This window comes from Shewanella sp. SM71, from assembly GCF_025653905.1.
Lineage (GTDB): Bacteria > Pseudomonadota > Gammaproteobacteria > Enterobacterales > Shewanellaceae > Shewanella > Shewanella oncorhynchi.
On the sequence record NZ_JAKKRW010000004.1, the window covers coordinates 146799 to 171207 of the forward strand.

At 42.6% G+C, this 24409-nt stretch carries 18 protein-coding genes and 1 pseudogene; 12 read left to right on the top strand and 7 right to left on the bottom strand.

What is annotated here, in order from left to right:
* Positions 1 to 60 precede the first annotated feature (60 nt).
* Positions 61 to 1554 (bottom strand): D-alanyl-D-alanine carboxypeptidase/D-alanyl-D-alanine-endopeptidase, encoded by a 1494-nt coding sequence (dacB, locus tag L5L97_RS05565; RefSeq protein ID WP_263181376.1) that lies wholly within the window; start codon positions 1552 to 1554, stop codon positions 61 to 63.
* Between the two features lie 59 nt (positions 1555 to 1613).
* Complete coding sequence (locus L5L97_RS05570) at positions 1614 to 1790, bottom strand: hypothetical protein (protein WP_006081710.1); 177 nt, start codon at positions 1788 to 1790, stop codon at positions 1614 to 1616.
* Positions 1791 to 2218: 428 nt separating this feature from the next.
* Here L5L97_RS05570 and L5L97_RS05575 point away from each other — a divergent pair, with 428 nt between their 5' ends.
* Together L5L97_RS05575 and pssA are read left to right on the top strand one after the other, a co-directional pair.
* Entirely contained in the window at positions 2219 to 2551 is a 333-nt protein-coding gene (locus L5L97_RS05575) for a DUF1904 domain-containing protein (RefSeq protein ID WP_028759882.1), read from the top strand.
* A gap of 11 nt (positions 2552 to 2562) precedes the next feature.
* Positions 2563 to 3876: a CDP-diacylglycerol--serine O-phosphatidyltransferase gene (pssA, locus tag L5L97_RS05580; protein ID WP_131524055.1), complete on the top strand. Its 1314-nt coding sequence runs from the start codon at positions 2563 to 2565 to the stop codon at positions 3874 to 3876.
* 153 nt (positions 3877 to 4029) lie between these two features.
* On the opposite strand, the gene emrD is transcribed toward pssA, so the two are convergent.
* Complete coding sequence (emrD, locus tag L5L97_RS05585) at positions 4030 to 5262, bottom strand: multidrug efflux MFS transporter EmrD (RefSeq protein WP_131524054.1); 1233 nt, start codon at positions 5260 to 5262, stop codon at positions 4030 to 4032.
* Positions 5263 to 5669: 407 nt separating this feature from the next.
* Positions 5670 to 6854 (bottom strand): class C beta-lactamase, encoded by a 1185-nt coding sequence (gene ampC, locus L5L97_RS05590; protein ID WP_263181379.1) that lies wholly within the window; start codon positions 6852 to 6854, stop codon positions 5670 to 5672.
* Between the two features lie 397 nt (positions 6855 to 7251).
* On the opposite strand from ampC, the gene L5L97_RS05595 reads away from it, so the two are divergent.
* The gene (locus L5L97_RS05595; protein WP_131524052.1) at positions 7252 to 8016 is read left to right on the top strand and encodes a tRNA-uridine aminocarboxypropyltransferase; all 765 of its coding nucleotides are present in this window, start codon (positions 7252 to 7254) and stop codon (positions 8014 to 8016) included.
* Positions 8017 to 8163: 147 nt separating this feature from the next.
* Here L5L97_RS05595 and L5L97_RS05600 read toward each other — a convergent pair whose 3' ends face one another.
* Both L5L97_RS05600 and L5L97_RS05605 read right to left on the bottom strand, forming a co-directional pair.
* Positions 8164 to 10221 carry a PhoX family protein gene (locus L5L97_RS05600; RefSeq protein ID WP_263181380.1) on the bottom strand — a complete coding sequence of 686 codons (2058 nt, stop codon included), beginning with the start codon at positions 10219 to 10221 and terminating at the stop codon, positions 8164 to 8166.
* Between the two features lie 428 nt (positions 10222 to 10649).
* Positions 10650 to 11765, bottom strand: a complete 1116-nt coding sequence (locus L5L97_RS05605) for a tyrosine-type recombinase/integrase (protein ID WP_263178336.1) — start codon at positions 11763 to 11765, stop codon at positions 10650 to 10652.
* Between the two features lie 590 nt (positions 11766 to 12355).
* Between L5L97_RS05605 and L5L97_RS05610 the strand changes: the two genes are divergently transcribed.
* The 4 genes from L5L97_RS05610 to L5L97_RS05625 all read left to right on the top strand — a co-directional run bounded on the left by L5L97_RS05610 (position 12356) and on the right by L5L97_RS05625 (position 15994).
* Positions 12356 to 12883, top strand: a complete 528-nt coding sequence (locus tag L5L97_RS05610; RefSeq protein ID WP_263181381.1) for a hypothetical protein — start codon at positions 12356 to 12358, stop codon at positions 12881 to 12883.
* Between the two features lie 168 nt (positions 12884 to 13051).
* Positions 13052 to 13390 carry a hypothetical protein gene (locus L5L97_RS05615; RefSeq protein ID WP_105252539.1) on the top strand — a complete coding sequence of 113 codons (339 nt, stop codon included), beginning with the start codon at positions 13052 to 13054 and terminating at the stop codon, positions 13388 to 13390.
* A gap of 347 nt (positions 13391 to 13737) precedes the next feature.
* Positions 13738 to 15726 (top strand): ATP-dependent DNA helicase RecQ, encoded by a 1989-nt coding sequence (locus L5L97_RS05620; RefSeq protein ID WP_263181382.1) that lies wholly within the window; start codon positions 13738 to 13740, stop codon positions 15724 to 15726.
* On the top strand, positions 15719 to 15994 hold the full coding sequence (locus L5L97_RS05625) for a hypothetical protein (protein ID WP_028759892.1): 276 nt from the start codon (positions 15719 to 15721) through the stop codon (positions 15992 to 15994). Before L5L97_RS05620 ends, L5L97_RS05625 begins: the two co-directional genes overlap by 8 nt.
* A gap of 86 nt (positions 15995 to 16080) precedes the next feature.
* On the opposite strand, the gene eco is transcribed toward L5L97_RS05625, so the two are convergent.
* Positions 16081 to 16632, bottom strand: a complete 552-nt coding sequence (gene eco / locus L5L97_RS05630) for a serine protease inhibitor ecotin (protein WP_113940406.1) — start codon at positions 16630 to 16632, stop codon at positions 16081 to 16083.
* Between the two features lie 641 nt (positions 16633 to 17273).
* On the opposite strand from eco, the gene L5L97_RS05635 reads away from it, so the two are divergent.
* The 5 genes and pseudogenes from L5L97_RS05635 to L5L97_RS05655 all read left to right on the top strand — a co-directional run bounded on the left by L5L97_RS05635 (position 17274) and on the right by L5L97_RS05655 (position 24394).
* On the top strand, positions 17274 to 18512 hold the full coding sequence (locus L5L97_RS05635; protein ID WP_263181384.1) for a cation diffusion facilitator family transporter: 1239 nt from the start codon (positions 17274 to 17276) through the stop codon (positions 18510 to 18512).
* Entirely contained in the window at positions 18513 to 18977 is a 465-nt protein-coding gene (locus tag L5L97_RS05640) for a MarR family winged helix-turn-helix transcriptional regulator (RefSeq protein ID WP_263181385.1), read from the top strand. It begins immediately after the preceding gene.
* Positions 18978 to 19188: 211 nt separating this feature from the next.
* Positions 19189 to 21282 carry a prolyl oligopeptidase family serine peptidase gene (locus L5L97_RS05645; protein WP_263181386.1) on the top strand — a complete coding sequence of 698 codons (2094 nt, stop codon included), beginning with the start codon at positions 19189 to 19191 and terminating at the stop codon, positions 21280 to 21282.
* A 269-nt stretch (positions 21283 to 21551) separates the two neighbouring features.
* Positions 21552 to 23177, top strand: coding sequence for a phosphoethanolamine transferase (locus L5L97_RS05650; protein ID WP_263181388.1), 1626 nt, complete (start codon positions 21552 to 21554; stop codon positions 23175 to 23177).
* 188 nt (positions 23178 to 23365) lie between these two features.
* Positions 23366 to 24394 (top strand): annotated as a pseudogene (locus tag L5L97_RS05655) (GGDEF domain-containing protein).
* Positions 24395 to 24409: the final 15 nt, after the last annotated feature.

Genomic DNA, 24409 nt, shown 5'->3' on the forward strand with positions numbered 1-24409 from the left:
ACTGATGACTCAGTGCTTTTTTGTGCAAGTTTTTTACTCTGTAGCAGTTAATTAATGACTCTAGTGAGCCGCAGTATTCACAGTCGCAGTGGTTGATGACGGTTGCAGCACTGAAATCAATTGTTTAAGAAACTCGGCATTGAATGAGGGTTTATGTTGATTTTTCAATTCAGGACTCATGCCATTCTCAAGGATTACAAACAAGGTATCGTTATGCTGGGGCAAACGGATAAAGCCCGCTAAGTTAGAAACGCCTTGCATCGAGCCTGTTTTAGCAAAAATTTGCTGTTTAAGCGGCGGCTTGTTGTAGCCCATACGATATCTTAAGGTGCCGCTGATCCCTGCCTGTGGCAGACTCGTGATTAACGGACTAAAGCGGCTATCTTGGTGGATTAGCGCCAACACCGCGGCTAACTGCTTGGCATTGAGTAAGTTATAGCGTGACAATCCTGAACCATCCACAATATTGGCGTTACTCAAATCTATGCCTAAATTCGTTAAAATTTGCTGCATGGCAGCGGCACCATTGGTAAAGCTGCCTTGGGTCTTAAAATAACTTTTACCAAGTTGCTTAAAAAGGCTATCGGCAATCAAATTATCTGACTTGAGCAGCATAGTCTCGAGCAGCTCAGGTAAGGGCGCCGAGCTATGGCTGGCAATTAGTTTTGCCTTTTGGGGTAAGCTAGTGCCGAGTTGTACTTTACCCGCAAGAGACATCTCGCCTTTAAGTAGGGAGGTGAGGTTATCTTGGGCAAATTTGAACGGATCGCTGACCGCAATCGCCAGTGGTATCGCCTCACCGCCAGGGTAACAGCCGCGTAAATGGTAGTTATTTTGACCTAATCTGACCATATCAAGTTGGCAAAATTCGCGGCTCGCCTTTTGATCAAACACCGCATCGCTGCTGATTTTGACCCCATAACTTCCTGCACGCAGACTTACCTGTGAAGGTTTGCTGGTAGAGCTGGGGCTAAACTGACCATAGACACAGTTTTGATTGATAATATAGCTAGATACAGGCGCGGCAAAACAAATACCTAAGTCATCCCATACCCAACCAGGAGCTTGCAATTGTTCCTGTTTATCGCCGAGCAAATACAGATGTCCGTCAATACGATTAATGCCTTGTTTTACGAGATTGGCAAAAATGGCCTTGAGATCGGCTTGAGTCAGCGTGGGATCGCCACTAAAACGCAGATAAGCACTGCCTGCGATATGGCCTTTGCGTATCGGTGCATCTGTCCATAATTGTGTGACATAACGAAAATCAGGTCCAAGCTGAGCCATAGCACTGACTGCCGTGAGCAGCTTTTGGGTACTGGCTGGAATAAACAAGGTCTCAGCTTGTTGGCTATAGATCACTTGATTGTTCGACATATCCATTGCCAGTAAGGCGATTTGTGAATGTCGAGGGCTGATCTTGCTGATTGCTTGGCTAAGCGAAGTGGTTTGGGCACTTATCGGCCTAGAATCATGTTGCTCTGCATAGGCCATATTATGACTTGCGGCTAGGAGCAGGCAGGCATATAGAGTGGTTTTCAGTAACGTTTCCATGTTAGCTATTGGCCATTTTTATCAAAATATCATTAAGATTAGGTTGGTATTGTGTGCGGTTAATCCTCACTGCTGCCGTCATCCTTTTCCATCAAGCGATATAAACGTAGGGTAACAAACAATACCAGCCCAATAAACAAAGGCAGGATGAGTAACCCTAACTGGGTTTTAAAATGGAAAATACCCCAAGCAAACAGCAATGTCAGTGCTAACGTCAGCAGAATTTTTTTGTTCATAGTCTTAATCTTGTATCGTATGGTCTAATCGCAAATAGGCGGTTTAGTTTACGCTAAATCAGTAGATTCGGGGTGAATGAAATGGGTTTGAAGATTATTCTGTGATTTGGCAGACATTTTGGGCGCAGTTCAGTGAAATTTGGACTGATTTGTAGCGTTAAGAATCACCCTATTTAGGGAGAAATATTGTGTGGACGGGCAAATAATGCCGAGAATACTCACTGTAAAATGCGATTTCAAGCAAGGATAAATGAAGAAGATTTTTAGGCAAATCGGTGCACTAAAGTGGAATAAAATCGCGTGAGGTCAAATTACCAGCAAAACCGTTAGGTTTAACAAGACTTTTGGGAGAAAAGTCTTGCCGAGACGAGGTGAAGTCGGTAATTTCTACCCCTTACGATTTTAGGTTCTTAGGTAACAACTAAACCATGCCACATATTAGTATGCGCGGCTTACCACAAGCGGTCGTTGCAGCGTTCAGCCAAACATTACTGCAGTCATTGGCGGATATATGTAAAGGTAATGCAGAGAGTTTCACATTAGATTGGATCCCAAGCATCAGTTTTCGAAATGGAAAAATTGATCAACGCTTTGTCCAAGTTGAGTTACTCTGGTTCCCTAAGGACCCTGATATACATCTTAAAGTAGAACAAACGATCAGGTTGGCAGTGACAGAGGCCTATCCAGAGTTAACACATATTGCTGTGATGTTTTTATCACTGAACCCTAGTGCTTCCTATCGGGGTGGTCAGCATGTTTAAAGGAGGATGCCTTGCTAGATAAGCTTGGTGGAATAGCCGTTCAACCCGAGGCTTTAACGTGGTTGCTCACGCCATGCCGTTTCAAGGCAGAATTACTCGCTCGTATTGCGAGCGCCAAGCACAGTATTTATATTGCGGCGCTGTATTTAGAAGATGACGAAGCGGGTCGTGAGATATTACAAGCCCTCATGGATGCCAAAGCAGCAAATTCAACGCTTGATATCAAAGTGTTAGTCGATTTTCACCGTGCGAGACGTGGCTTGATTGGCCATAAAGGTGATAGCGGCAACTATTTGATGTACCGTAGAGTTATGGCTGAAGCCGAACATCCCATCGATATCTTAGGTGTACCCGTCAAATCCCGTGAATTTATGGGTGTGTTGCATCTTAAGGGATTTATTATCGATGATGCCGTGATTTATAGCGGTGCCAGTCTCAATAATATCTATTTGCAACAACACGATAAGTACCGCTTCGATCGTTATCACTTGATTGAGTCAGCCGAATTAGCGCGCAGTATGCGCGCGATGATCCAGAAAAATATCATTTCTGATCCAGCTGTGTGTTCATTAACGCAAGATGCTGAGCAAGAAGTGCTACCACCAAAGACGGACATGCGTAGCTTTAAGCTGAGACTGTCTGACGCTGAGTATCAGTTTAAGGAGACCCGTGATGGCAATCGCATCACGCCGTTACTTGGGCTAGGACGTAAGAAAAACTTGCTCAATAAAGTGGTTGTCGCCTTGGTGGAAGAGTCAAAAGACTCGCTGTTTATTTGCACGCCCTATTTTAATCCGCCGTACATTTTAGTGCGCGCTTTAGCGAAGCATTTACGCAATGGCAAACGCATCGATATCGTTGTGGGCGACAAGACGGCTAACGATTTTTATATTCCGCCTGAGCAGGATTTCTCGACCATAGGTGCCTTGCCCTATATGTATGAGCAATCATTGCGTAAGTTCGCTAAACGCCAACAGTGGGCGATTGATAATGGTCAGTTGAATATCCATCTGTGGAAACACGGCATCAACAGTTATCACCTCAAAGGCATCAGTGCCGACGGTAATAAGCATTTGATCACAGGTTCTAATCTGAATCCAAGAGCTTGGGCGCTGGATCTTGAGAATGGTTTGTTGATCCAAGATGAAATTGGCTGCTGGAAAGCCCAGTTTGAAGCCGAGCAGGCACATATTCTGGAACACACACAGCGGTTATATCACTACAGCCAAGTCGACACCTTACAGAGCTATCCTGCGCCAGTGAAGAAGATCATGACTAGAATTCGTCGCCTTAAAGCTGATTTTTTACTGCGTCGCATTCTGTAACGATTAAAGCTATCGAAGCTATAAATTAATCGGTATTTTTGATTTATTACAGTGTCTTATCGATTTAAAAAGCCCACAACAATGTGGGCTTTTTATTGACTGATGGTAATAGATTTGGCTTAAACCAAGAATTGTCGCTTCAAATCATATCCATTAAATCTGTGGCATTAAATTCTGGTGAGTATCATTTTGATCTTTGGCGTAATAAAGAGACAGAATCACTAAAACCACCATTACAGCACTTAATAAACCTATGCTCAACTGGCCGCCCATAGGCACTAAAGACATAGTTAATGCGGCGAGTCCAGCACCAAAATTTTGTAATCCCCCCAGTAATGCGCCCGCAATCCCCGCCTGACGTGGAAATGGCTCTAACGCAGCAGATGTTAGGGTAGGGAACAGCATGCCTGCGCCACTGAAGAATAAAATTGATCCAATAAGTAAACTCCAGCCAACTACTAAATTAAAAAGACCTGGGATCAACATAAATAATGCGCCAGCACCGAGTAACGCAACACCTTGGTAAACAACCCTTTGTGGCTTATTCTGTCGGCCCGCGATGAGAGCCCCCAGTAAGTAGCCAGGAATTGGCGCAACAAAATAGCAACTGACCATAAAAGGCGTCAGTCCGAGATATTGGCCATAGAGTACGCCAGCAATGGCTTCAAACGCCGCAATACCGGCAAAGGTGGCGATCAATGAAAATAAATAAGCGCGAAACGCTCTATGGCGCAGGACATGCTTATAGGATTTGAAAACGGCTTGATGTTCCCGTTGAGCCTTAGGTAAAGACTCTTTAAAGAGGAATATTAACAACAGCCAGACCGCGACACCGAATCCCGCTAATACCCAGTATACGGCTTGCCAGCCAAAATAGGCCGCAGTGGCGCTGCCGATAAATGGTGCAAGCAAAGGCAAAAACACTACAGCCATAGAGACATAGCTATTAAATTTTACCAGTCGGTCGCCAAAGTAATGATCGCGGGGAATGCTACGGCACAATGCGCCTGCGCTGGCTGTGCCTAATCCTTGGATAAGGCTTGCCATAATTAGTTGGTTAAAGCTTGTGGCCTTCGCCGCGAATACAGCGCCTAGAATGAAAATTGCGATACCCACGATGAGTGGCATTTTGCGGCCAACGCGATCTGACACTGGGCCATACACAAATTGAAACATCCCGTAGGAGAGTAAGTAACAGGCCATCACGGCTTGTAGTTGGCTGGCGTCCACATGGAGCCCGAGTGCGATTTGTGGAAGGGCAGGTACAAAAATCGTCTGCGCCATTTGGCCACAGGCGACCATAAAGACAATCATTAACAGTAGGCTAGACTGACTCGCCGCTGGAGCGACATCGTGATGAATAGGAGAATGTGGCGTGCCTGACATGATATTTCCGAAAAAGGTCACTTAAGGTATTTGCGCGCATCTTACTCCCTAAAAGCGTAACTTCAAGTGTCAATCATATTGATTTAACGAAATAATTTTTAATGCGATGCATAAGTTTTTATCCTGATTTTAAGCTGTAAAGCTAAACTTACGATAGGTTATTTGTCTGTTAACTAGGTCGATGAGTTGCAAATGAATTAATACTCAGATTAACCCTTCACTGCCTATTTTCTTACATGGGAGTTTGCTTAAAAATATTGGCTATTAAGAGATTGGAGGTAAGTAAGTGGATAAGGTGCTTAATACAAGCCACCCTAAAAAAATCACGCTAAAAGGAACAAATAAGAAAGGAGATTGCGAATCGGCCTATCTCCTTATCTCCATTAATAGTCGCGACTAGCAAGATGCTATTTTTGTAATTTCTCTATGCCCGTTAAAATCTGATACCCCACAGTCACCCGAGGCGGTACGGGATAATTTTTATTGCTTAACAATACTATGCCAAGCTTTTGCGCGGGAATAAATGCTGCATAAGCGGCAAAACCGCCGGTTGAGCCGGTTTTATTAATCCACACATTTTGCTGCGGCGCGAGGGGCGGCACTATGGGTTTAACGGGCGTACTGCCAAATACGACTTTCTGAGTGTGACCCTTAAGTATTTTATCAAGATCAATAGGATATGAGTAATGCTCCCAAATCATATCTTGGGTCATCATGCCCACATCAAAGTATCCAGTATGAGTTTCATCAATAGCCGTTTGCAGTGGTTTGGGTAACGAATGTATATGCATATTGGCCTCAACAAATTGCAGTAAATCCTTGGCTGAGGTTTTAACGCCATAAGCTTCATCGGCTAATACCCCAGGATTGACTCGCACTGGCATGTCTTGCTTATCGTAGCCTTGGGCATAATCTGCCATTTTACTGCTCGGAACGTTAATGTAGCTGCTTGTCATGCCCAATTGTGGAAATAGTGTTTGCTCAAGTACTTGTGGAAACGTTTGCCCTAAACTCTGCGCGGCAATCATGCCAAGCAGCCCAATACTCGGATTGGCGTAATTTCTGTGGGTCCCCGCGGCAAATGATGGTTGCCAATGCTTAAGGTAATCCATTAACTCTGCGTTATTAGTGACCTTATCAGGAACTTGCATCGGCAAATCCCCCGCTGTGTGGGTGGCTAAATTGATGAGACTAATCTTATCAAAATGGCTGCCTTTTAATGCTGGAACATAATCACTGGCCATGTCCGTGAGTGTTAATTTACCTTCGCCCTGTGCATAGTTAGCCAGTGTTGCGGTAAAGGTTTTACTGATAGAGCCAATCTCGAACAGGGTATCTTCAGTCACACTTTGCCCAGAGGTTTTAGAACTGACGCCATATTGGTAAAAATACTGTTTACCTTCTATGGTGATGCCAATTACTGCACCGGGAATAGCATACTCGGCCATCAGTGGTTTAACTGCGGAATCTACAATTGACTGGATGTCTTTGGTATTAAGCGTTTGGGCCGTAGTGACATTAGAAAATAGCGTAGCAGTGAGCAGTACGCCGCTTAATAACGGTATAGAAGCGATCGGGGCTTTTGGGTGCATAATTGACCTTTCATTGAGACTGTATTTGTAGAGTAGATTTTCGCATGATATTAGGGCAATTCCACACTAAGTTAAGTCATTACTGATATTTAGTTTCAATACTCTCCCAATAAGTAATTTAAACGTTAATTTGGTCGGTTTAGTGTTGCATACTAAGTGGCAACACAGATTAATACATTACAGATGTTTTAAGAGATGGTTGCTCTGTGCTCTTAAATTATCTCGCTGACGTTAGGCTGCAGATGAAACCACAACCACTGACACCGGCCTTTTATCACGATAATGTATTACGCGATTGCACCATTGATGGCCAAGGGATAAACTGCGCCACCGCGATAAAAAAGTGCTAACTGATGTGGTCGCGATCCTTAATAAGTTTGATAGAGAATTGGTTTTTATGGCTTTAGCCCCCCATGCAGTACACCATTTATATCAGTACCGTAAGTCTATTTCGACTAAACCCTTTGGTGCCCGCGGTAAAAAACTGATCCGCTGTCCATTATGCCTCTTAGGTGAGCAGTTCTGTACCTGTGCGCTACGCCGTCAGTTAGATACTCACGCCAGTTTCCTGCTGATTATGTATAACGATGAGGTGTTAAAGCCGACTAATAGTGGACGACTCATAGCAGACCTTATTCCTGATACCCACGCCTATATTTGGTCACGTACAGAACCTGAAGCTGAGTTGCTTGCCTTGCTGAATTCGCCGCAATATCAACCCTATTTAGTGTTTCCTGCCCAATATGCAGAGCAAGGGCAAACCGTACTGAACCAAGTGCCGATGTCGACATTGGCCGAAGGTAAACGGCCGCTGCTAATCATGCTCGATGGCAGTTGGCGTGAAGCGATTAAAATGTTCCGTAAGAGTCCTTACTTACACTCACTGCCGTTGCTTTCCTTCGATCCCGACACGCTCGCGACCTATGCATTGCGTAAAGGTAGTCATGATTTTCAACTTGGCACCGCCGAGGTGGCATCATTGGCTTTAGGAGCGATTGGCGAAGCGGCTAATGGCAAAGCCTTAAGTACTTGGTTTGATTTGTTTGTTGAATCTTCCTTACTTGGCCGCAATCGCCGTTGCCGTGAGGACCTTCTGCCAATTACAGATTTTACCGATGCTTTTGAACTGGCCTTTGAACAAGCAAGTCGTAGTAAGAGTTAATAGATGTTGGATTTAATCTATTATGAAAAAGGCTAGTTAACTATCTTCTTAAATAACAAATCCCCTACAGTGAGGGGATTTGTTATGTGTAGCAATTAACTTATAGGAACTTCATATTAAGAAGATACCTTGCACAAGCATAATTGTTTATACCGCGACTTCTTTACCATCTAACTTACGGATAACGACCGTAGCGGCGCGAGGGCGTAATGTCGTGCCCGCAGGCGTTTTTTCAGCGGCATTGGACGAATAAGGCCAATTACCGGGATGCTGAATGTTAGCAAAAACAGAAGTGTAATCAGGGCTAATAGCAAAACCCGTAACCTCACAGTCGTTTGGTCCAACGAAGAAACGCTTTAATTCCATTTGGTTATCAGCCGTTACGCCTAGCTGTTTCTCTTGGCCATCAACAAGCGTTGAAGGCACTATTGCTAGCATCTGATCGTTGGTTTCTTCTGCGACCTCCTTGGCTCCATTGTCGGTTTGAACCCACAAAATACCGCGTTGATCGAAGGCCAAACCGTCTGGGCTGGCAAATTGGTTAAGATCCGTTAAGCCTGATAAGTTTGTCTCTGCGTTACCATCACTTGGTGATCCGAATACGAAGATATCCCATGTAAATTCAGTATCTTTGTCACTTTCATCCCAACGAATAATATGGCCAAAGTGGTTTTTCAATCTTGGGTTCGCTGGATTGGTTTCAGTTCGTTTTGAGTTGTTGGTCAGGGTCAAATAAATTGAACCTGTGAAAGGATCGACAGCACACCATTCAGGGCGATCCATAGGTGTTGCACCAACAAGATCCGCTGCGCCCGCGGTGTTCAAAATAATCTCGGCTAAGCTAGCGAAAGTATTGCCTAGGGTTTTTCCGTCCGTAGTCTGGCTATCTAAGGTTAAAGGCAACCAAACACCACCACCATTTGCATTAAACTTAGCTGCATATAAAGTACCTTCATTCATATACTTATCGCCAGTTTGTATGCGATTGCTGCTGTCAGCATCTTTTGCATCCCACGCCGCGGCCGAGACAAATTTATAGAGGTATTCGAATTGTGAATCGTGGCCAGAATAGAACACTACTGGCTTACCTTCGGTTAACTTGCCAAAGGTACATCCTTCATGGCGGAAACGACCAAGCGCGGTACGCTTTACTGCGCGTGATGTTGGATTGAAAGGGTCAATTTCAACAATATAACCGTGACCATTCGCTTCATTACGATAGTCATCTTGAGCACTTGCACCTTTTGGGGTGACATCAAAACGTGCGAATTCATCGAGACGTTCCTCATCATGACCTGCAAGATCATCCCAGCCATAACGTGTGCTGGTTTTGCTGATCCCAATGCGATTTTGCTCGGCAGTTAACGTACCACGGTTTGCGAAATAGCCTGGCCAGTTTTCTTCACAGGTCAAATAAGTGCCCCAAGGTGTGTAACCATTGCCGCAGTTATTTAATGTACCGCGAGCCTGACTCCCGTCGGGAGAATAGCGGGTTTCGAGTAGAGAAGAGTAGGCGAGAGGACCGCTAATATCCATTACAGTCGCACCGGTGAATCGGCGGTTATGGTTATCATTACTAACCACTTCCCATTGATTACTAACCAGTTTTATACGTACAACCGATACGCCATGGGCGTTGATTTCTTTACGTACCTCATCGATAATTGTGCGCAAACCTGAAGTAGGATCAAAAGTTTGTCCTGCAGGATGTAATGCAACTTCATCAATATATTCATGGTTAATGCAAAGTAAACCGTCATTACCCGTATCATTTAATGGAAAGAAATGCATGCCATCGTGGTGCATACCGACTGAGTTCGCTTGGTCATCGGCAGTGTTACTACCATCACTTTTCCATGGTGCTGCTTTTGCATTTAATGGTGTGCCCCATGGTGCAAGTACCTGCGCTGTATAGCCTTCTGGCACAACGACGGCATCTAAACGAGAACCCGCAACTGACGTAAAGTTTAGCTTGGCGGTACTTTTTGTCGTTGGCAAAGGTGTCACTGGATCAACAGGTTTTGTAACGGGTGTGTCATCTGATCCGCAAGCAGTTAAACCTACACTGGCAAAAGCAGTCATAGCACTGAGGCCTAAACCACTTTTTACGAAGTTACGGCGAGATAAATGTTTATCCAACACTTGGTTAAATGGCTCGTTATTACTTTTATTATAAAGTGTAGGATCAAAGGTGGCCTTACTCATATATTACTCCGGCTAGTACGATGGATTAAATTTCGTGACTAAGGCTAAAGTATCAATATGACAATAAAGATGATTTTATATTACAATAATACTGCAGTGAGCAATAAACCCGATATGCTATAAAAATGTTAACCAGCAGTTTGCTATGGTCGCTATGGTCTAAGCTGCTGAGGTCAAAGTACCTCAATTAGGATTTTTATTCTGCTATGATGTCAAATCTTGTGTCACAGATAAAAATATATAATGTGAAGTTATTGCTTTAATTATTTTTCAAATTAAAAATTGGAAATAATTTTAATATAATTACTGAATATCATTTTTTTCATAAACATGATAGATTTATATTTAACGTTAAAATTGCTATTTTATTTTAGGTAAAAGACTAACTGATTCTTATCGAGTCATGATCTAGTTTAGTCTTTTGTGTTTTAGTCTCTTGGTTTTAAATAATGGCGAAGTGAGCGCGGATCGGTATGGCCAGTTCTGGCCATAATGTATAAATGATCTTTATCATTTTCATGGAGTTGAGTGACACAACCACTACGCAGACTGTGGGCACCATAAAATTTTGCAGGTAGGCCCGCTTTTGTGCAATATTTTTTAATGATGCGATAAATATCATCTCCCGTGAGAAAACCACTATTTTTATGTAAACTTGAATTAGCTTCAGAGTGATGTTCTACTATTTGATAAGGGCGTAAATATTTCCCATCACGGGAAAGCGATCTAAATAAATGTCCATCCTCTATATTGGCTAGTGATAACCAATTTTTTACCGCGTTGAGTGCTGCAAAAGGTTCATGATCCGGCAGGTCTTTCCATTCCCGTTGGCCTTGCTGATTACTCTTCGAATAAGGTAGGCGAACTTTTAGCTTATTGCGTAAAAAACTGACATATTGAACTTTTATATCTGCAAGTTCAGAACGGCGAAACCCACCTTGTAATCCTAACTGAATAATGGCTTTGTCTCTTGCTCGGGTTAATGGCTGCACTTGTTCATCGATAGCTTGAATGAGCATTTCCACTTCATCATACATAATCGGTTGTTGATCATAATCACTCACATGGCGAGATTGATTTCTGCTCAAGCCACGCATCACTCTGATCACCAGAGGGTGCTCGGTAGGCGAGTGGAATCCTGCTTGAATATGATGGTAGCGAATCGCCGCGAGTCGAGTCGTTAATGTCTGTTTAGAAAGTTGTACTCCAGTACTCTCTTGGATCAATTCTTTCTGATGACCAATAAATGAAATTACGCTTCTTGGATCTGCGGGCAGGGCCTGCAGTTGGTGTTCGGCACAATAACGGCTAAATAGACTAAAGCTCGTATTATAAACACGGCGGGTGTTGGCTGAAATTTCATATTCAGTTTCTTCGGCAGCACTTAAATAATCACTTCGAACAGATTGTGGCAGGAAAGTCTCTTCAAAAAAACGTGGCTGTTCAGCATGGTTATTATTGTGATGTTCTGATCCAGTCACTCTTTCATTCGATACATTGGTGTTATTTTGAGCGTTATTATTTGTCCGGATCATTTTAGACATGCCGTTGAAGTCACCTGATATCGAATTAAGAAGGCGTAATTATACGCAAATCACGCCTACATCTACCAGTGATAATCGTCATTATCACTGGTAGAGTGCTTATTTGTTCAAATAAACTTCTGTTATCGGAATAGGGCGCATTAAATAGCATTTAGTTGGTTTTTTTAGTTTAAAAAATAGCCAAGATAAACCTATTCTAACAATGGCGATTAATTAAGCGGATATAAAATTAAAGGCAATAATAGTATGAAATTCGTACTTTCTCTATGCAGTGGTTTCGAACTTAGTTAGTCAAAGATGCATAATTTTAAAGAATGGTTTAACCATTTTATTGGTTTTCTTGAATGGAATGCCGCTAAACTAGACTTGCGTGTTGGGTGAAATTTAAGCTAATAACGACAACCGCTTATCGGGTTATTAGCCTGTTATGAGTTGAGCTATTTCTGCCAAAGGCAAAATGACGCATAAGGGATCGATTCCCAGTCAATAAAATGGTTGAACCATATATTAATACTTATCGATTTGTACTAGCATGTGGTCCCATTTATTTCATCCGCATTAAACGCATGCTTAACTAAAGAAACTTATTTATGGAACCGCAAGCTTGGATATATCAACAAGACAAACCTACAGCAGGAAGAAAATTATTATTGCTTGAGGAAGCAGAATTAATTTTTGCCTTACCCTTAATTTATCGCCTTATCAATCCTGAAGCTGTGGCATCTAAACCGGATTGGTTTTGTGACGCTGAGTTACAAACGGTTTTCTATACTAAGTTGGTGACACAACTAAATGAATTGGTCCGATTACGCAAAAAGGCACAGCGGATCGACAACGAGCTTACTAATGTAAACAAAATGCTCAATCAGTATTTTACTGATTTTGGCTGGCGTATGGTTCGCAAAGAATTATCTCAAATAAAAAAACGGCAAAAAAAGTCTCATATTGAGCTGAGCAGGGATATTATTTTGAGGTTAAAACGTTATATGGAAACTCAAAAGTTAGACAGTTTTGACCAAGCCATTGATACCCTATTGTCAGAGCATAATGAAAATATTTCGCTTAATGTTTTACAACATACTGATGAGGATGTTGTAGGTGACATTATTGATGAATAGAACAAAATAACCGCGGATCTATGTTTTGAAGAATATGATTTTAAAGTTGTTCTATTGCCTAAAATGGATTATCTAATAAAGGTAAGTTAGCCGTGACTTATCTGTGCAGACACGTAAAATTACTGTTAAGATCTTATTTTTACGACTAGATAAGGCGGGGCATTAGAGATGAGTTTAAGTATTGCAAACGATAGGAAAATTGCGGTTTTATGCCGAATTGAACCTGGCTGTCTCGGACCTGATGGCGTAGATCATATTGAGGCTTTTTGTGCTTTAGCCCAGAAAGCGATGCAACATTTTGACGTCGATGTCGGCACTTGGGTATTGATCCCAAGATATGATAAAACCTTAGAAGAGATGCAATATAGTCTTGCAAATAAGCTGCTTTCGCGTGAGCAGGCAACTAAATATTTAGTTTCTATAGGGCGTGACATTGATGGTTTTGAAGAAAGATTTCAGGACAAACTGACGTCGCTGATCAATCTATATCTTGCTAGAAAACCTTAAATGCTCAATTTATCGGAGATGTATTTTTTGCTGAGATTCATCTGACGTCTTGTTTTTTCATAGGAGATATCGGATCGAATTTTTACAAATCGGTTTTATTTTCATATTTAATTGCTGACTAAAAAAGTAAATTAATTATATATTAATCATAGTTTTGCAACAAAATCTTCACCTATAATTACGCTCCTGATGAGCAGTTAAGTTGGCTTGAAAACTCAGTTGTTGCTAATTAACTCCGTAAAGTACGTCAAAATTTGCTAGACTAGTCGACTCACTTAATGCTGAATCTTTTTCTTGCGGTATGCCCGAATTTTGTGGGTGGTAAGGATAAGTGTAAAGGACGGTTGATGTTCAATCCCATTCCGGAAACCAATCCATACGTTAGTTTATTGCAGCAGGATTTCGGGTTTTCTGAATTTCGTCCTGGTCAAGCGCAAACGATAACACAACTTTTAGCAGGGAAGTCGAGTTTAGCGATTTTCCCGACAGGTTCTGGTAAATCCCTTTGTTATCAATTTACAGCATTGCAGTTACCCCATTTGAGTTTAGTGATTTCGCCTTTACTCGCCTTGATGAAAGATCAGCTGGAATTTTTGCAATCTAAGGGAATTCATGCGGCCAGCATAGATTCAACCTTAAGCGCTGAGCAGAGTCAGCAAGTGATGACAGATGCGCGCTCTGGCAAATTGAAAATTTTAATGGTCTCGGTGGAACGTTTCAAAAATGAACGCTTTAGGCAGTTTATTCAATCTGTTCCGCTGTCTATGCTGGTCGTCGATGAGGCGCATTGTATTTCAGAATGGGGTCACAATTTTCGGCCTGATTATCTTAAATTACCCGATTATCGGCGCGAGCTTGAGATCCCGCTGGTACTGTTACTGACGGCCACCGCGACACGTAAAGTGAAACTGGATATGGCCAAGCGTTTCGATATCGCGCCTGAACACATAGTACAAACGGGATTTTATCGACCCAATTTAGATTTGACAGTTCTGCCCGTGTCGACTCAAGAGAAAAATGCCTTACTGGTTAACCAGATAACATCATTCTCAGGTGCTGGTATTGTGTATGTGACATTACAGCAAACCGCCGAAACAGTCGCACGACTCTTGAGTCAACAAGGCATAGTTGCCAGTGCCTATCATGCTGGATTTGAAGATGAAAAACGTCAACAAATTCAAAATGATTTTATGCAGAATAAGCTGCAAGTGGTGGTTGCTACCATCGCCTTTGGTATGGGAATAGATAAGAGTAATATCCGTTTTGTGATCCACTATGATTTGCCTAAATCCATTGAAAACTACAGTCAAGAAATCGGCAGAGCAGGGCGTGATGGTGCGTTATCCCATTGTGTGACTTTAGCCAATCTTGACGGACTCAATACCGTTGAAAATTTTGTGTATGGCGATACGCCTGAGCGAGAAGGTATAGCGCAAGTCATTGAAGCAATTCGACTTGAACAAGATTCTGATCAGTGGGAATGTCAGCTTAATGGCGTGTCGACGGCGAGTAATATTCGCCAGTTGCCGTTAAAAACGTTACTTGTGCAGCTAGAAATTCTAGGTGTGGTTAAGCCGTTATTTGCTTACTACGCCGATGTTAATTACAAATTTTTAATGGATAAACATGTCATTCTGAGCCGCTTTAATCCAGAGCGGCAGGCCTTTTTGACGCAAATTTTTAATCATACGCAGATGAAGAAAATATGGGGCGCGTTAGATTTTGATGCCTTGTACAGTGCGACGGGCCATGAACGCAGTCGTGTATTGGCCGCGCTGGAATATTTAGCTGAACATCAGTTGATTGAATTAGAAACCAAACGAATTACCGATGTGTATCGGGTGGATGTTGCCGCATTAGCGCGTCCGGAACTCATCGATGAGCTGTACCATTATTTTATTGATAAAGAGCAGAAAGAAATTGCGCGAATAGCGCAGTTAGTCCGCTTTTTTGAGCTTGAGACGTGCTTAAGCCACAATTTATCGCGTTATTTTGATGATAATGAGGCACCGGCGGTCTGCGGTCATTGCAGTGTCTGCCGCGGTCATTTCGCTAAGTTGAGTTATTCGACGGAACCTACTTGGCCGACAGAACAGCAGATATTGGCTGATTTGCGTGAGTTGAAACATCATTTAACGGCTAAAGGCATTGGTGCATTGTCAATCGATACCTATTGTCGTTGCCTCGCTGGTATGTCAGTTCCTTTGGTGAGTCGTTTTCAAGTGCGTAAGTTGAGTGGTTTCGGCCGCTGTGAAAAATTGAGATATGCTGAAATTAAACAGAAAGTTGAGTCACTGTTGTCGCAACTAGATGATAAAAGAGTTGAACATGAATAAGGCCGTAAAAAAGATGTTAGCCACCCATGAACATTTGGTTCACTCTGAAGGTGTGACTGTGGTTTCGCATATGCAAAGGGAAAAGGCGGAGTGGATACAGCATACTGTTATGATTGAAGATTGTGACGTGCCGTTTAAATTTAGACGGGTCAAAAAGTATCGTAATCTGCAAGGGCAAAAGATCAATGTCATCTATTACCCAGAGACAGAAACTGTGGCAGGTTTTGAAATAGAAATTATGCAAGTCGTTAGAATTAAACGATTCTAGTTAATGCGCTTCGAGTCTTTGCTTTTATTAATCAGCAAAGACTCGAAGCGCATTTGATTGATGATGCAAGAGTTAAATTCGGCTATTTACTTGGAATATTGATAGGTTGAATCTACTTTCCAAGTTCTGAAACGCAGTTCAGCGCCTTCTGGTAGATAAAACACCTTAGGCAAGCGACTGTCGTAGCGCATTTTTAGTTCACCCGGAATACGTACAAAAGCTTCTTTCTTCGCCAATTCGAAACAGGCCATCATAGTGCTCGGGCCTTCAGCGATTTCATCCACTTGATAGTAGTTATAACCCCAACCTTGCACTGTCAGTTCCTTCAATTCCCCGCTTAATCCATGCTTATTGCAATCAACCATTTGAGTCTGACCAATTTGGATTTCGACCATGTAGTCATCTTCGTTTTCTAATTTAGGTAAGCTTAAAATGTGCTGCACCATACCTGCTGCCGGAGCAGGGAACATCTTAGTTGCTTCCTGTGCGCTGTAATCTTTTGGATCGAAACGTTGAATACTGATCATAGGCGCATTTAACCCTGTTGGATGTGGTGGGCTCACCGCCGCGGCATTGAATGACAATAGTGCAAATGCAAGGGGAACAGCGCTAACGCTAAATAAGGTCTTCAATTTCATTTTATTTCTCCTATCCGAACTGAATTGATGTCGATAAATTTGTCTGTGTTCTGCTCCCTATAAACGCAGCAGAGGTAAAAAAGGGTTAAATTATTCAATAAAAAATCGATTTTTTATTCAAATAATCTTTATCAATCTGAATAATAAGGGTTAATTACACTTTTCAATGACTTATTTTGTTAAGTTCGCAGCTATTTCAATTCTTTGCTGTGACTCTTTTATGACTCATATCATGCGAAAAATATACGAAATAGCCTAGATAAAAACCTTAAAACTTGGATTTCAACTTGCACTGAAAAGCCACCGCTGTGTCTGTCTATAACTGCATAAGGCTGTAATAAAGCCAATCTAACTCTGCTATGTGAGCTGTTTTTACTCATAAATCAAGCGCTAATCCATTAAACCTTGCCTGATATCCTTTGCCTAGTCTAGCTGCCTATCTTAATTCACATATCAGTGTCTCGACTGATGGCAGGAGGGCAGATGCATTATGGGGATTCAAATACACGTTTAAAAGTTTGAAAACAGTATATCTTGATAAATAGTTAATTCGATATTCATATATTTTGATTTTCAAACTATAATTCAAGCGACGAGTTTTTCACCATTAATAGCGATAGAAATGGAACAGGGGCCATACAATGAAATCAATGACAGCCGAGCAAGCGATAGGGCATCAAGCTACTACGGGAAGCCGCCAAGGGCACTCACTCGCCCAGTGGCAGCACGCCCATGAGTTTTCCAGTCAGAACCGCGATGGCGAGAAGAACACTCGCTATGTACTGTATTTAACCGTGATCACTATGGTGGCTGAAATTGCTGCCGGAACCATCTACGGTTCTATGGCACTGCTCGCCGACGGTTGGCACATGGGAACCCATGCCGCGGCCTTTATGATCACGTTATTCGCCTATTCGTATGCCCGTAAACACGCTAACGATCCTGCATTTGCTTTCGGTACTGGCAAAGTGAGTGTGCTTGGCGGTTATACCAGCGCAATAGCGCTAGGACTTGTGGCACTGGTGATGTTGATTGAATCGGGAATGCGACTGATTAACCCTGAGCAAATCCATTTTAACGAAGCCATATTTGTGGCTGTCATAGGTTTGAGCGTGAATGTGCTGAGTGTATTTTTACTCAAAGATCACCATACCCACGACCATGGGCACACTCATGGTCATAGTCACGATCATGGACATCAAGATGATCATGAAGACGAGCATGCTCATCACAGCTGCGAAGCACACTCCTCCCATGACGATCACGTCCATACGGCTCATTCACATGGTGCGGGTCCACATTCACATGATGACTCACATGCACACGATGAAAGTCATCAAGATCATAGCCATTGCCATCATAAACAGGAGCACCATGCTGCTGAGCATGAGCATGAGCATGAGCATGAGCATCAGAAGGCACACGGTGGTCATGATCACAACCTACGCGCCGCCTATTTTCACGTATTAGCCGATGCGTTAACGTCAGTGCTCGCCATTGCGGCCTTGTTGTTTGGTAAATACATGGGACTGACTTGGCTCGATCCGGTTATGGGTATAGTGGGTGCTGTGATTATTAGCCGTTGGTCATGGGGACTCATTCAGCAAACGAGTCCTATCTTACTTGACGGTGGTGTTAAAGCGTCATTGCAGCGTAAGGTCGTGGAAACCCTTGAGGCCGTACCGGATCATCAAGTGGCCGATTTACATCTTTGGCGAGTGAGTGCCGATCACCATGCTATTATGGTGTCTATCGTGTCCCATTCACCGAAAGATGTCAGTTATTTTAACCAGTTACTGTCACAATTTCCTGAATTGGCCCATATCACTATTGAACTCCATACTTGCCATCAGCGCGAGTGTATGGCTAAGGAAGCCTAAATGACTGTTGAACATCATCATTCATCAAACCTGAATTCAACGGCCGCTCATTCAACAGATCATGCATTAAATCATGTGATTATTGAATTTTACGAAAAGCTGTCGTCTTGGGAACACGCCATTGTGCGTGACAAAGGTTTTAGCCTATCGCAGGTGCACACCATTGAGTTACTCGGCGTGCACGGCGCTATGAGGATGAAAGAACTGGCGGATAAAATTGGTGTCACAACAGGCACACTAACGGTCCAAATCGACAAAATGGTAGAAGCTGAGTGGGTTGTACGTCGTCCCCATGAAACCGATCGTCGTTCGATTCTGGTGGAGTTAACCGAAAAGGGCCAAACTTTGTTCCTCGAACATGATGCATTACATCTACAACTCACTACAGATCTCACCGCTAAAATGAGCAGTGAGGAACGAATCGTACTGCTCAATTTGTTGTCTCGTATGAATAACGAGTTTTAATTTACCCTATTTCATCCACTAAAAAGCGTCCCTCGTGGACGCTTTTTTATAGCACGACATTTTTAAAAACGCGATTCATTCTAGATTAATCATCTGCTATTACAGTACCTTACCTTTTGTTACATTCTTGTTGGATTAATAGTTGAACTGGATATTAATTAAGGTAATGTAAGGGCAGATCTCAAGATGGACTTTGTTTAAAAGGAATAGAATGAATAATAAATTACTGCCTTGGTGCATTGCAGGAGTGCTCGGTATGAGCGGTCAACTTCACGCAGAAGAAGATACATACATTTGGTTAGAAGATGTTGAAGGCGCAAAGCCGATGGAATGGGTGAAAACCCAAAATGCTGCATCTGCCGCCGAAATTAAAGCGTTTAAAGGTTTTGATACCTTAGTGGCGAACAGTCTCGCCATCCTGAACGATAAAGAACGCATTCCCTACGCGACCCACATTGGCGACAAGTTATACAACTTTTGGAAGGATGACACCCATGTGCGCGGTATTTACCGCCGTACTACCATGGAAGAATATGCTAAACCCGATCCCAAATGGGAAACCGTGCTTGATATCGATGCCCTAGGTAAAACTGAATCCGTCAATTGGGTATTTAAGGATATTAGCTGTCAGTATCCCGAAAATGAGCGCTGTTTTGTCTCACTTTCCCGCGGCGGTGCCGATGCAGTGGAAGTGCGAGAATTTAATTTAAATACTAAATCCTTTGTTGCCATCAAAGATAAGCCATTCTTTTTGAAAGAAGCTAAATCAAGTCTGAGCTGGATAGATAAAGACCACGCCTTTGTCGGTACTGATTTTGGTGATGGTCAAAGCATGACTGACTCAGGTTATCCACGGGAAGTGAAACTCTGGCAACGTGGTACAGCACTCGAGCAAGCGAAGCCGATTTTCACTGGTGACAAAACCTCAGTCGCAGTATCAGGCTGGGTTTTATTCGATGATAAAACGCCGCTGAGTTTAGTCACCGAGGCACATACTTTTTATACCGCCAGCCAATATGTCTATCAAGATGGCAAACTCATAGGGTTGCCATTACCTCAAGATGCTGAGATTAAAGGTTATTTTAAAGGTAAGTTATTTATTGAGTTAAAGAGCGATTTAACCAATAAAGACGGTAACTTTAAGCAAGGCGCGGTCGTGTATGCCGATGTGGCGGATCTTATCGCCCAGAAAGCCAAATTCAGTTTATTTGTGAGCCCGACTCAGACCGCATCGATAGCGCAACTTAGTTTTAGTAAGAGTGCGATTTTCGTGAATTGGCTCGATAACGTGAAAAGCAAATTAGTGCGGTATGAGCAAGACGAAAAGGGCGCTTGGCAAAGCACCCAAGTCCCATTCGAAGCGAATGGCGCCCTGACGGTAATGGATGTTGAGCAAGACAGTGATAATTTTTTCGTGAATTACACCAGTTTTCTTGAGCCTTCAAGCCTCTATACGGTTAATGCAAAAACCTTAAATCCGAAGAAAATTAAAGGTATGCCGCAACAGTTTGCTGCGGATAAGTTTAAAACTGAGCAATACTTTGCGACGTCTAAAGATGGCACTAAAGTACCCTACTTTGTGGTGATGGCTAAGGATCTTAAGTTAGATGGCACTAATCCTACGCTACTTTATGGCTATGGTGGGTTTGAAGTCTCACTGCGTCCATCCTATTCGGCCACCATTGGTAAGAACTGGTTAGAGCAGGGCGGCGTCTATGTGTTATCTAACATTCGTGGCGGTGGCGAATATGGCCCAGCTTGGCATCAAGCGGCGTTAAAGCAAAATCGACATAAAGCCTATGAGGATTTCGAGGCAATAGCGGAAGATTTGATTGCCCGTAAAATTACATCAAGTAAACATTTAGGCATCCAAGGTGGCAGTAACGGTGGCCTATTAATGGGGGCGGCATTTACCCGCAGACCGGATCTGTACAACGCTGTCGTGTGTCAAGTACCTCTGCTTGACATGTTTAGATTCAATAAGTTACTCGCCGGTGCCAGCTGGATGGGTGAATACGGTAATCCGGATATTCCTGAGGAATGGGCTTACATTAAAACTTACTCTCCGTACCATAATCTGCATAAAGACGTGCATTATCCAAAGGTCTTTTTCACCACATCGACCCGTGATGATAGGGTTCACCCAGGTCACGCCCGTAAGATGGTTGCTAAGATGAAAGACATGGGAATTGATGTTTTGTATTACGAAAATATTGAAGGTGGCCATGCCGGCGCTGCAGATAATAATCAAGCCGCGGAACTTAATTCAATGGCGTTTGCCTACTTATTACAGCAATTAAGATAATTACCGCTGGGTTAGCATGAATTGTTAACTCTTCACTGGTAAAACCGAGCAAGACCCTAATAGGTTGGGGAGCAGAAAACGGTCGAACTTATTGAGGTTCGGCCGTTTTTTTAAGTTTATTATTTAATGTTAACAATACCCACAGATAATTTGAGCCATTGCCAAGAGCTTGCTACTATTGCGAAAAAATTTCACTGTCAAAGGCCTAAGACTACCTTAAGAATACTAAGTTATTCTCGACAAACAACTAATTTGAGTGAGAGCTATCAGTGTTAGCAAGATTTAAGACTCTATCGGTGAATCGATTCACTTTTATCACAGCGTTATTTTACGTCTGTATTTTCAATATCCCATTGTTTGGCATCATTAAGAAAGGCATTGAAAAACAACCTGATGTCGATCCTATCTTCATCGCTACTGTGCCGTTGTTTTTAACCTTTGCACTCAGTTTTATATTTTCCTTATTTACGGTAAAGTATCTCGTTAAACCGTTTTTCATCTTACTCACCTTGTTATCATCGAGTGTGTTCTTCGCTGCCTATCAATACAATGTCGTCTTCGATTACGGCATGATAGAAAACACTTTCCAAACCAATCATGCCGAAGCGTTCATGTATGTGAATTTTGCTTCGATAATGAATATGTTACTGACTGGGATTTTACCCGCGTACCTTATCTATAAAGCGGATATTCAGTACAAACCTTTCCTAAAAGAACTACTGCATAAAGTGCTTTTTATGCTGGCGATGTTGGCAGGACTGGGCATTATTGCTTTCTTCTATTTTCAAGATTACGCGGCCTTTGGCCGTAACAACGACGAGCTAAAACGTTATATTGTGCCGACGTATTTTATCGGTGCTGTGTCTAAGTACATCAATGTGCAGTACTTGCAAACGCCAATGGAATATCAGCAACTTGGCCTCGATGCAAAAAATGTCAGTGCCAACTCAAATGGTAAACCGAATTTATTAGTTCTAGTCGTGGGGGAAACCGCGCGTTCAATGAGTTATCAGTATTATGGCTACGACAAGCCAACCAACGCCCATACCCAAGGCCAAGGATTAATAGTCTTTAAAGATACCCATTCATGTGGCACGGCAACGGCGGTATCTTTGCCTTGCATGTTTTCTCGCATGGGACGGGAAGATTACGATTCACGCCGTGCCTATGCTCAAGACACCGCCGTTGATGTGTTGGATCATGGCGGTATTAAAGTGCAGTGGTTTGACAATGATTCTGGCTGTAAAGGGGTGTGTGACCAAGTTGAAAACATAACCATTGATTTGAACAGTGATCCTAAGTTGTGCACTGGCCAATATTGTTTCGACCAAGTGTTACTGAACAAATTAGATGAAGCCTTAGCCAACGCAGAACGCAAAGATACTGTGATTGTATTGCATGTCATTGGTAGTCATGGCCCGACTTATTTCTTACGTTATCCAGCAGAACACCGTAAGTTCACTCCGGATTGTCAGCGCAGTGATATACAAAACTGCAGTGAAGATGAGCTGATGAATACCTATGACAATAGTATTTTGTACACTGACTATATTATTAGCGAAGTGGTTAAAAAGTTAGAAAACCAACAAGATAAATTTGATCCAGCCATGTTGTATCTGAGCGATCATGGCGAGTCTTTAGGCGAAAAAGGCATGTATTTACATGGCGCGCCTTACAGTATCGCACCGATTGAGCAGACGAGCATTCCTATGCTTGCTTGGGTGTCAAAAGATTTTAGCAAAGATAATCAATTGGATATGGATTGTTTGGCTGAGCATGCGGCGAAAGGTGGTTTCTCCCATGACAATTTATTCGATAGTCTATTGGGACTAATGAATATCAAAACTGAGGTATATCAGCCTGAATTAGATATCTTTGCTCGCTGCCGTGGTTAATTGTGGACTTAATTGTCGCGAGGTTTAGCTCGTTCTAGTTGGTTCGGTACCGTGATGAGGAAGAGGATGGCAACATCCTCTTTTCTTTTGCTCCCTGTCATAATAATTGATTTCTCCCATATCCAAATTGAACCAGCTGAGTTAACTTAATGTATACAAAAACATAACAAATCTATGGTTCGCGATTTATGTCTTCTACTGCAGAAAATAAAGAACTTGATTCTGCCGCGCAAATTTTGCGTTTGGCCGTGCCGCAAATGTCTGCCCTCGATATTCCTGTTACTCCTGAAAATTACACTGTTTGGTATGAATATTTTGCAGGTACAAATCTCGATTTAAATCGCGCGATTGATGGTTTTTTGGCGAATTCTGTCTCTTTTACCAAGGAAGTTAATACCAGTCTTTATAAAACCTTTATCCAAGAACAGTCACCAGAAGTAATTGAAAATGTTCAGATTGAAACACAAATCTTGATCAATAGCCTGTTGAATTAAATCAGCCAGTTGAGTCAAGGAACCGCGGCATTTTCTGGCTCATTAGCCGAGTTTGGTTTGCGATTACAAACTAATCCCGATATCAATACCTTAAACGAGCTGGTTGATGGTGTGGTCGATGAGATGCAGATGCTACTTATCAACAACCGTGAGATGGAGCAAAGTCTGTGTACCATGGGTCAAGAAGTGCAAAATCTTAAATCTGAAATGGAAAATCTTAGCCTCGCGGCTATGACAGACCAATTAACGTCTCTGCATAATCGCCGCGCCTATGAATTGAGTATTCAGGATCAAATCTACCGTTCTCAAGATCACCAGACCCGCTGTAGTCTCTTACTGATTGATATCGATAATTTTAAAGCCTTTAACGACACCTATGGTCATTTAACGGGTGATAAAGTATTGGCCTATGTCGCATTAGCCTTAAAGCAATGTGTGCGTGGGGATGACTTTGTTGCGCGTTATGGCGGCGAAGAATTTGTGGTGGTGCTACCTAACACCCATTTTCACGACGCATTGCAAGTGGCTGAAAATCTGCGTGAACGTATTTCTGAGCGGCGCTTAACGGTAGGGAAAGACAAAAAGCTTTCCCTTGGCGCGATTACTGTCTCGATTGGGATGGCCTCATTGCAACAGGGGGATGATGCTGAAACGCTGTTTAGTCGCGCCGATAAAGCACTGTACCAAGCTAAGTCCGAAGGTCGTAACTGTGTTAGAGGCTGAGAACGTGGGGGCGAG

What these genes read in the sequence shown, in the direction of transcription:
- L5L97_RS05600 (WP_263181380.1), bottom strand. Translation starts at nt 10,221, where the DNA reads ATGAGTAAGGCCACCTTTGATCCTACACTTTATAATAAAAGTAATAAC.
- eco (WP_113940406.1), bottom strand. Translation starts at nt 16,632, where the DNA reads ATGAAATTGAAGACCTTATTTAGCGTTAGCGCTGTTCCCCTTGCATTT.
- L5L97_RS05635 (WP_263181384.1), top strand. Translation starts at nt 17,274, where the DNA reads ATGAAATCAATGACAGCCGAGCAAGCGATAGGGCATCAAGCTACTACG.
- dacB (WP_263181376.1), bottom strand. Translation starts at nt 1,554, where the DNA reads ATGGAAACGTTACTGAAAACCACTCTATATGCCTGCCTGCTCCTAGCC.
- L5L97_RS05575 (WP_028759882.1), top strand. Translation starts at nt 2,219, where the DNA reads ATGCCACATATTAGTATGCGCGGCTTACCACAAGCGGTCGTTGCAGCG.
- L5L97_RS05605 (WP_263178336.1), bottom strand. Translation starts at nt 11,765, where the DNA reads ATGTCTAAAATGATCCGGACAAATAATAACGCTCAAAATAACACCAAT.
- L5L97_RS05625 (WP_028759892.1), top strand. Translation starts at nt 15,719, where the DNA reads ATGAATAAGGCCGTAAAAAAGATGTTAGCCACCCATGAACATTTGGTT.
- L5L97_RS05620 (WP_263181382.1), top strand. Translation starts at nt 13,738, where the DNA reads ATGTTCAATCCCATTCCGGAAACCAATCCATACGTTAGTTTATTGCAG.
- L5L97_RS05610 (WP_263181381.1), top strand. Translation starts at nt 12,356, where the DNA reads ATGGAACCGCAAGCTTGGATATATCAACAAGACAAACCTACAGCAGGA.
- L5L97_RS05570 (WP_006081710.1), bottom strand. Translation starts at nt 1,790, where the DNA reads ATGAACAAAAAAATTCTGCTGACGTTAGCACTGACATTGCTGTTTGCT.
- emrD (WP_131524054.1), bottom strand. Translation starts at nt 5,262, where the DNA reads ATGTCAGGCACGCCACATTCTCCTATTCATCACGATGTCGCTCCAGCG.
- L5L97_RS05640 (WP_263181385.1), top strand. Translation starts at nt 18,513, where the DNA reads ATGACTGTTGAACATCATCATTCATCAAACCTGAATTCAACGGCCGCT.
- L5L97_RS05615 (WP_105252539.1), top strand. Translation starts at nt 13,052, where the DNA reads ATGAGTTTAAGTATTGCAAACGATAGGAAAATTGCGGTTTTATGCCGA.
- L5L97_RS05645 (WP_263181386.1), top strand. Translation starts at nt 19,189, where the DNA reads ATGAATAATAAATTACTGCCTTGGTGCATTGCAGGAGTGCTCGGTATG.
- ampC (WP_263181379.1), bottom strand. Translation starts at nt 6,854, where the DNA reads ATGCACCCAAAAGCCCCGATCGCTTCTATACCGTTATTAAGCGGCGTA.
- L5L97_RS05595 (WP_131524052.1), top strand. Translation starts at nt 7,252, where the DNA reads ATGGCTTTAGCCCCCCATGCAGTACACCATTTATATCAGTACCGTAAG.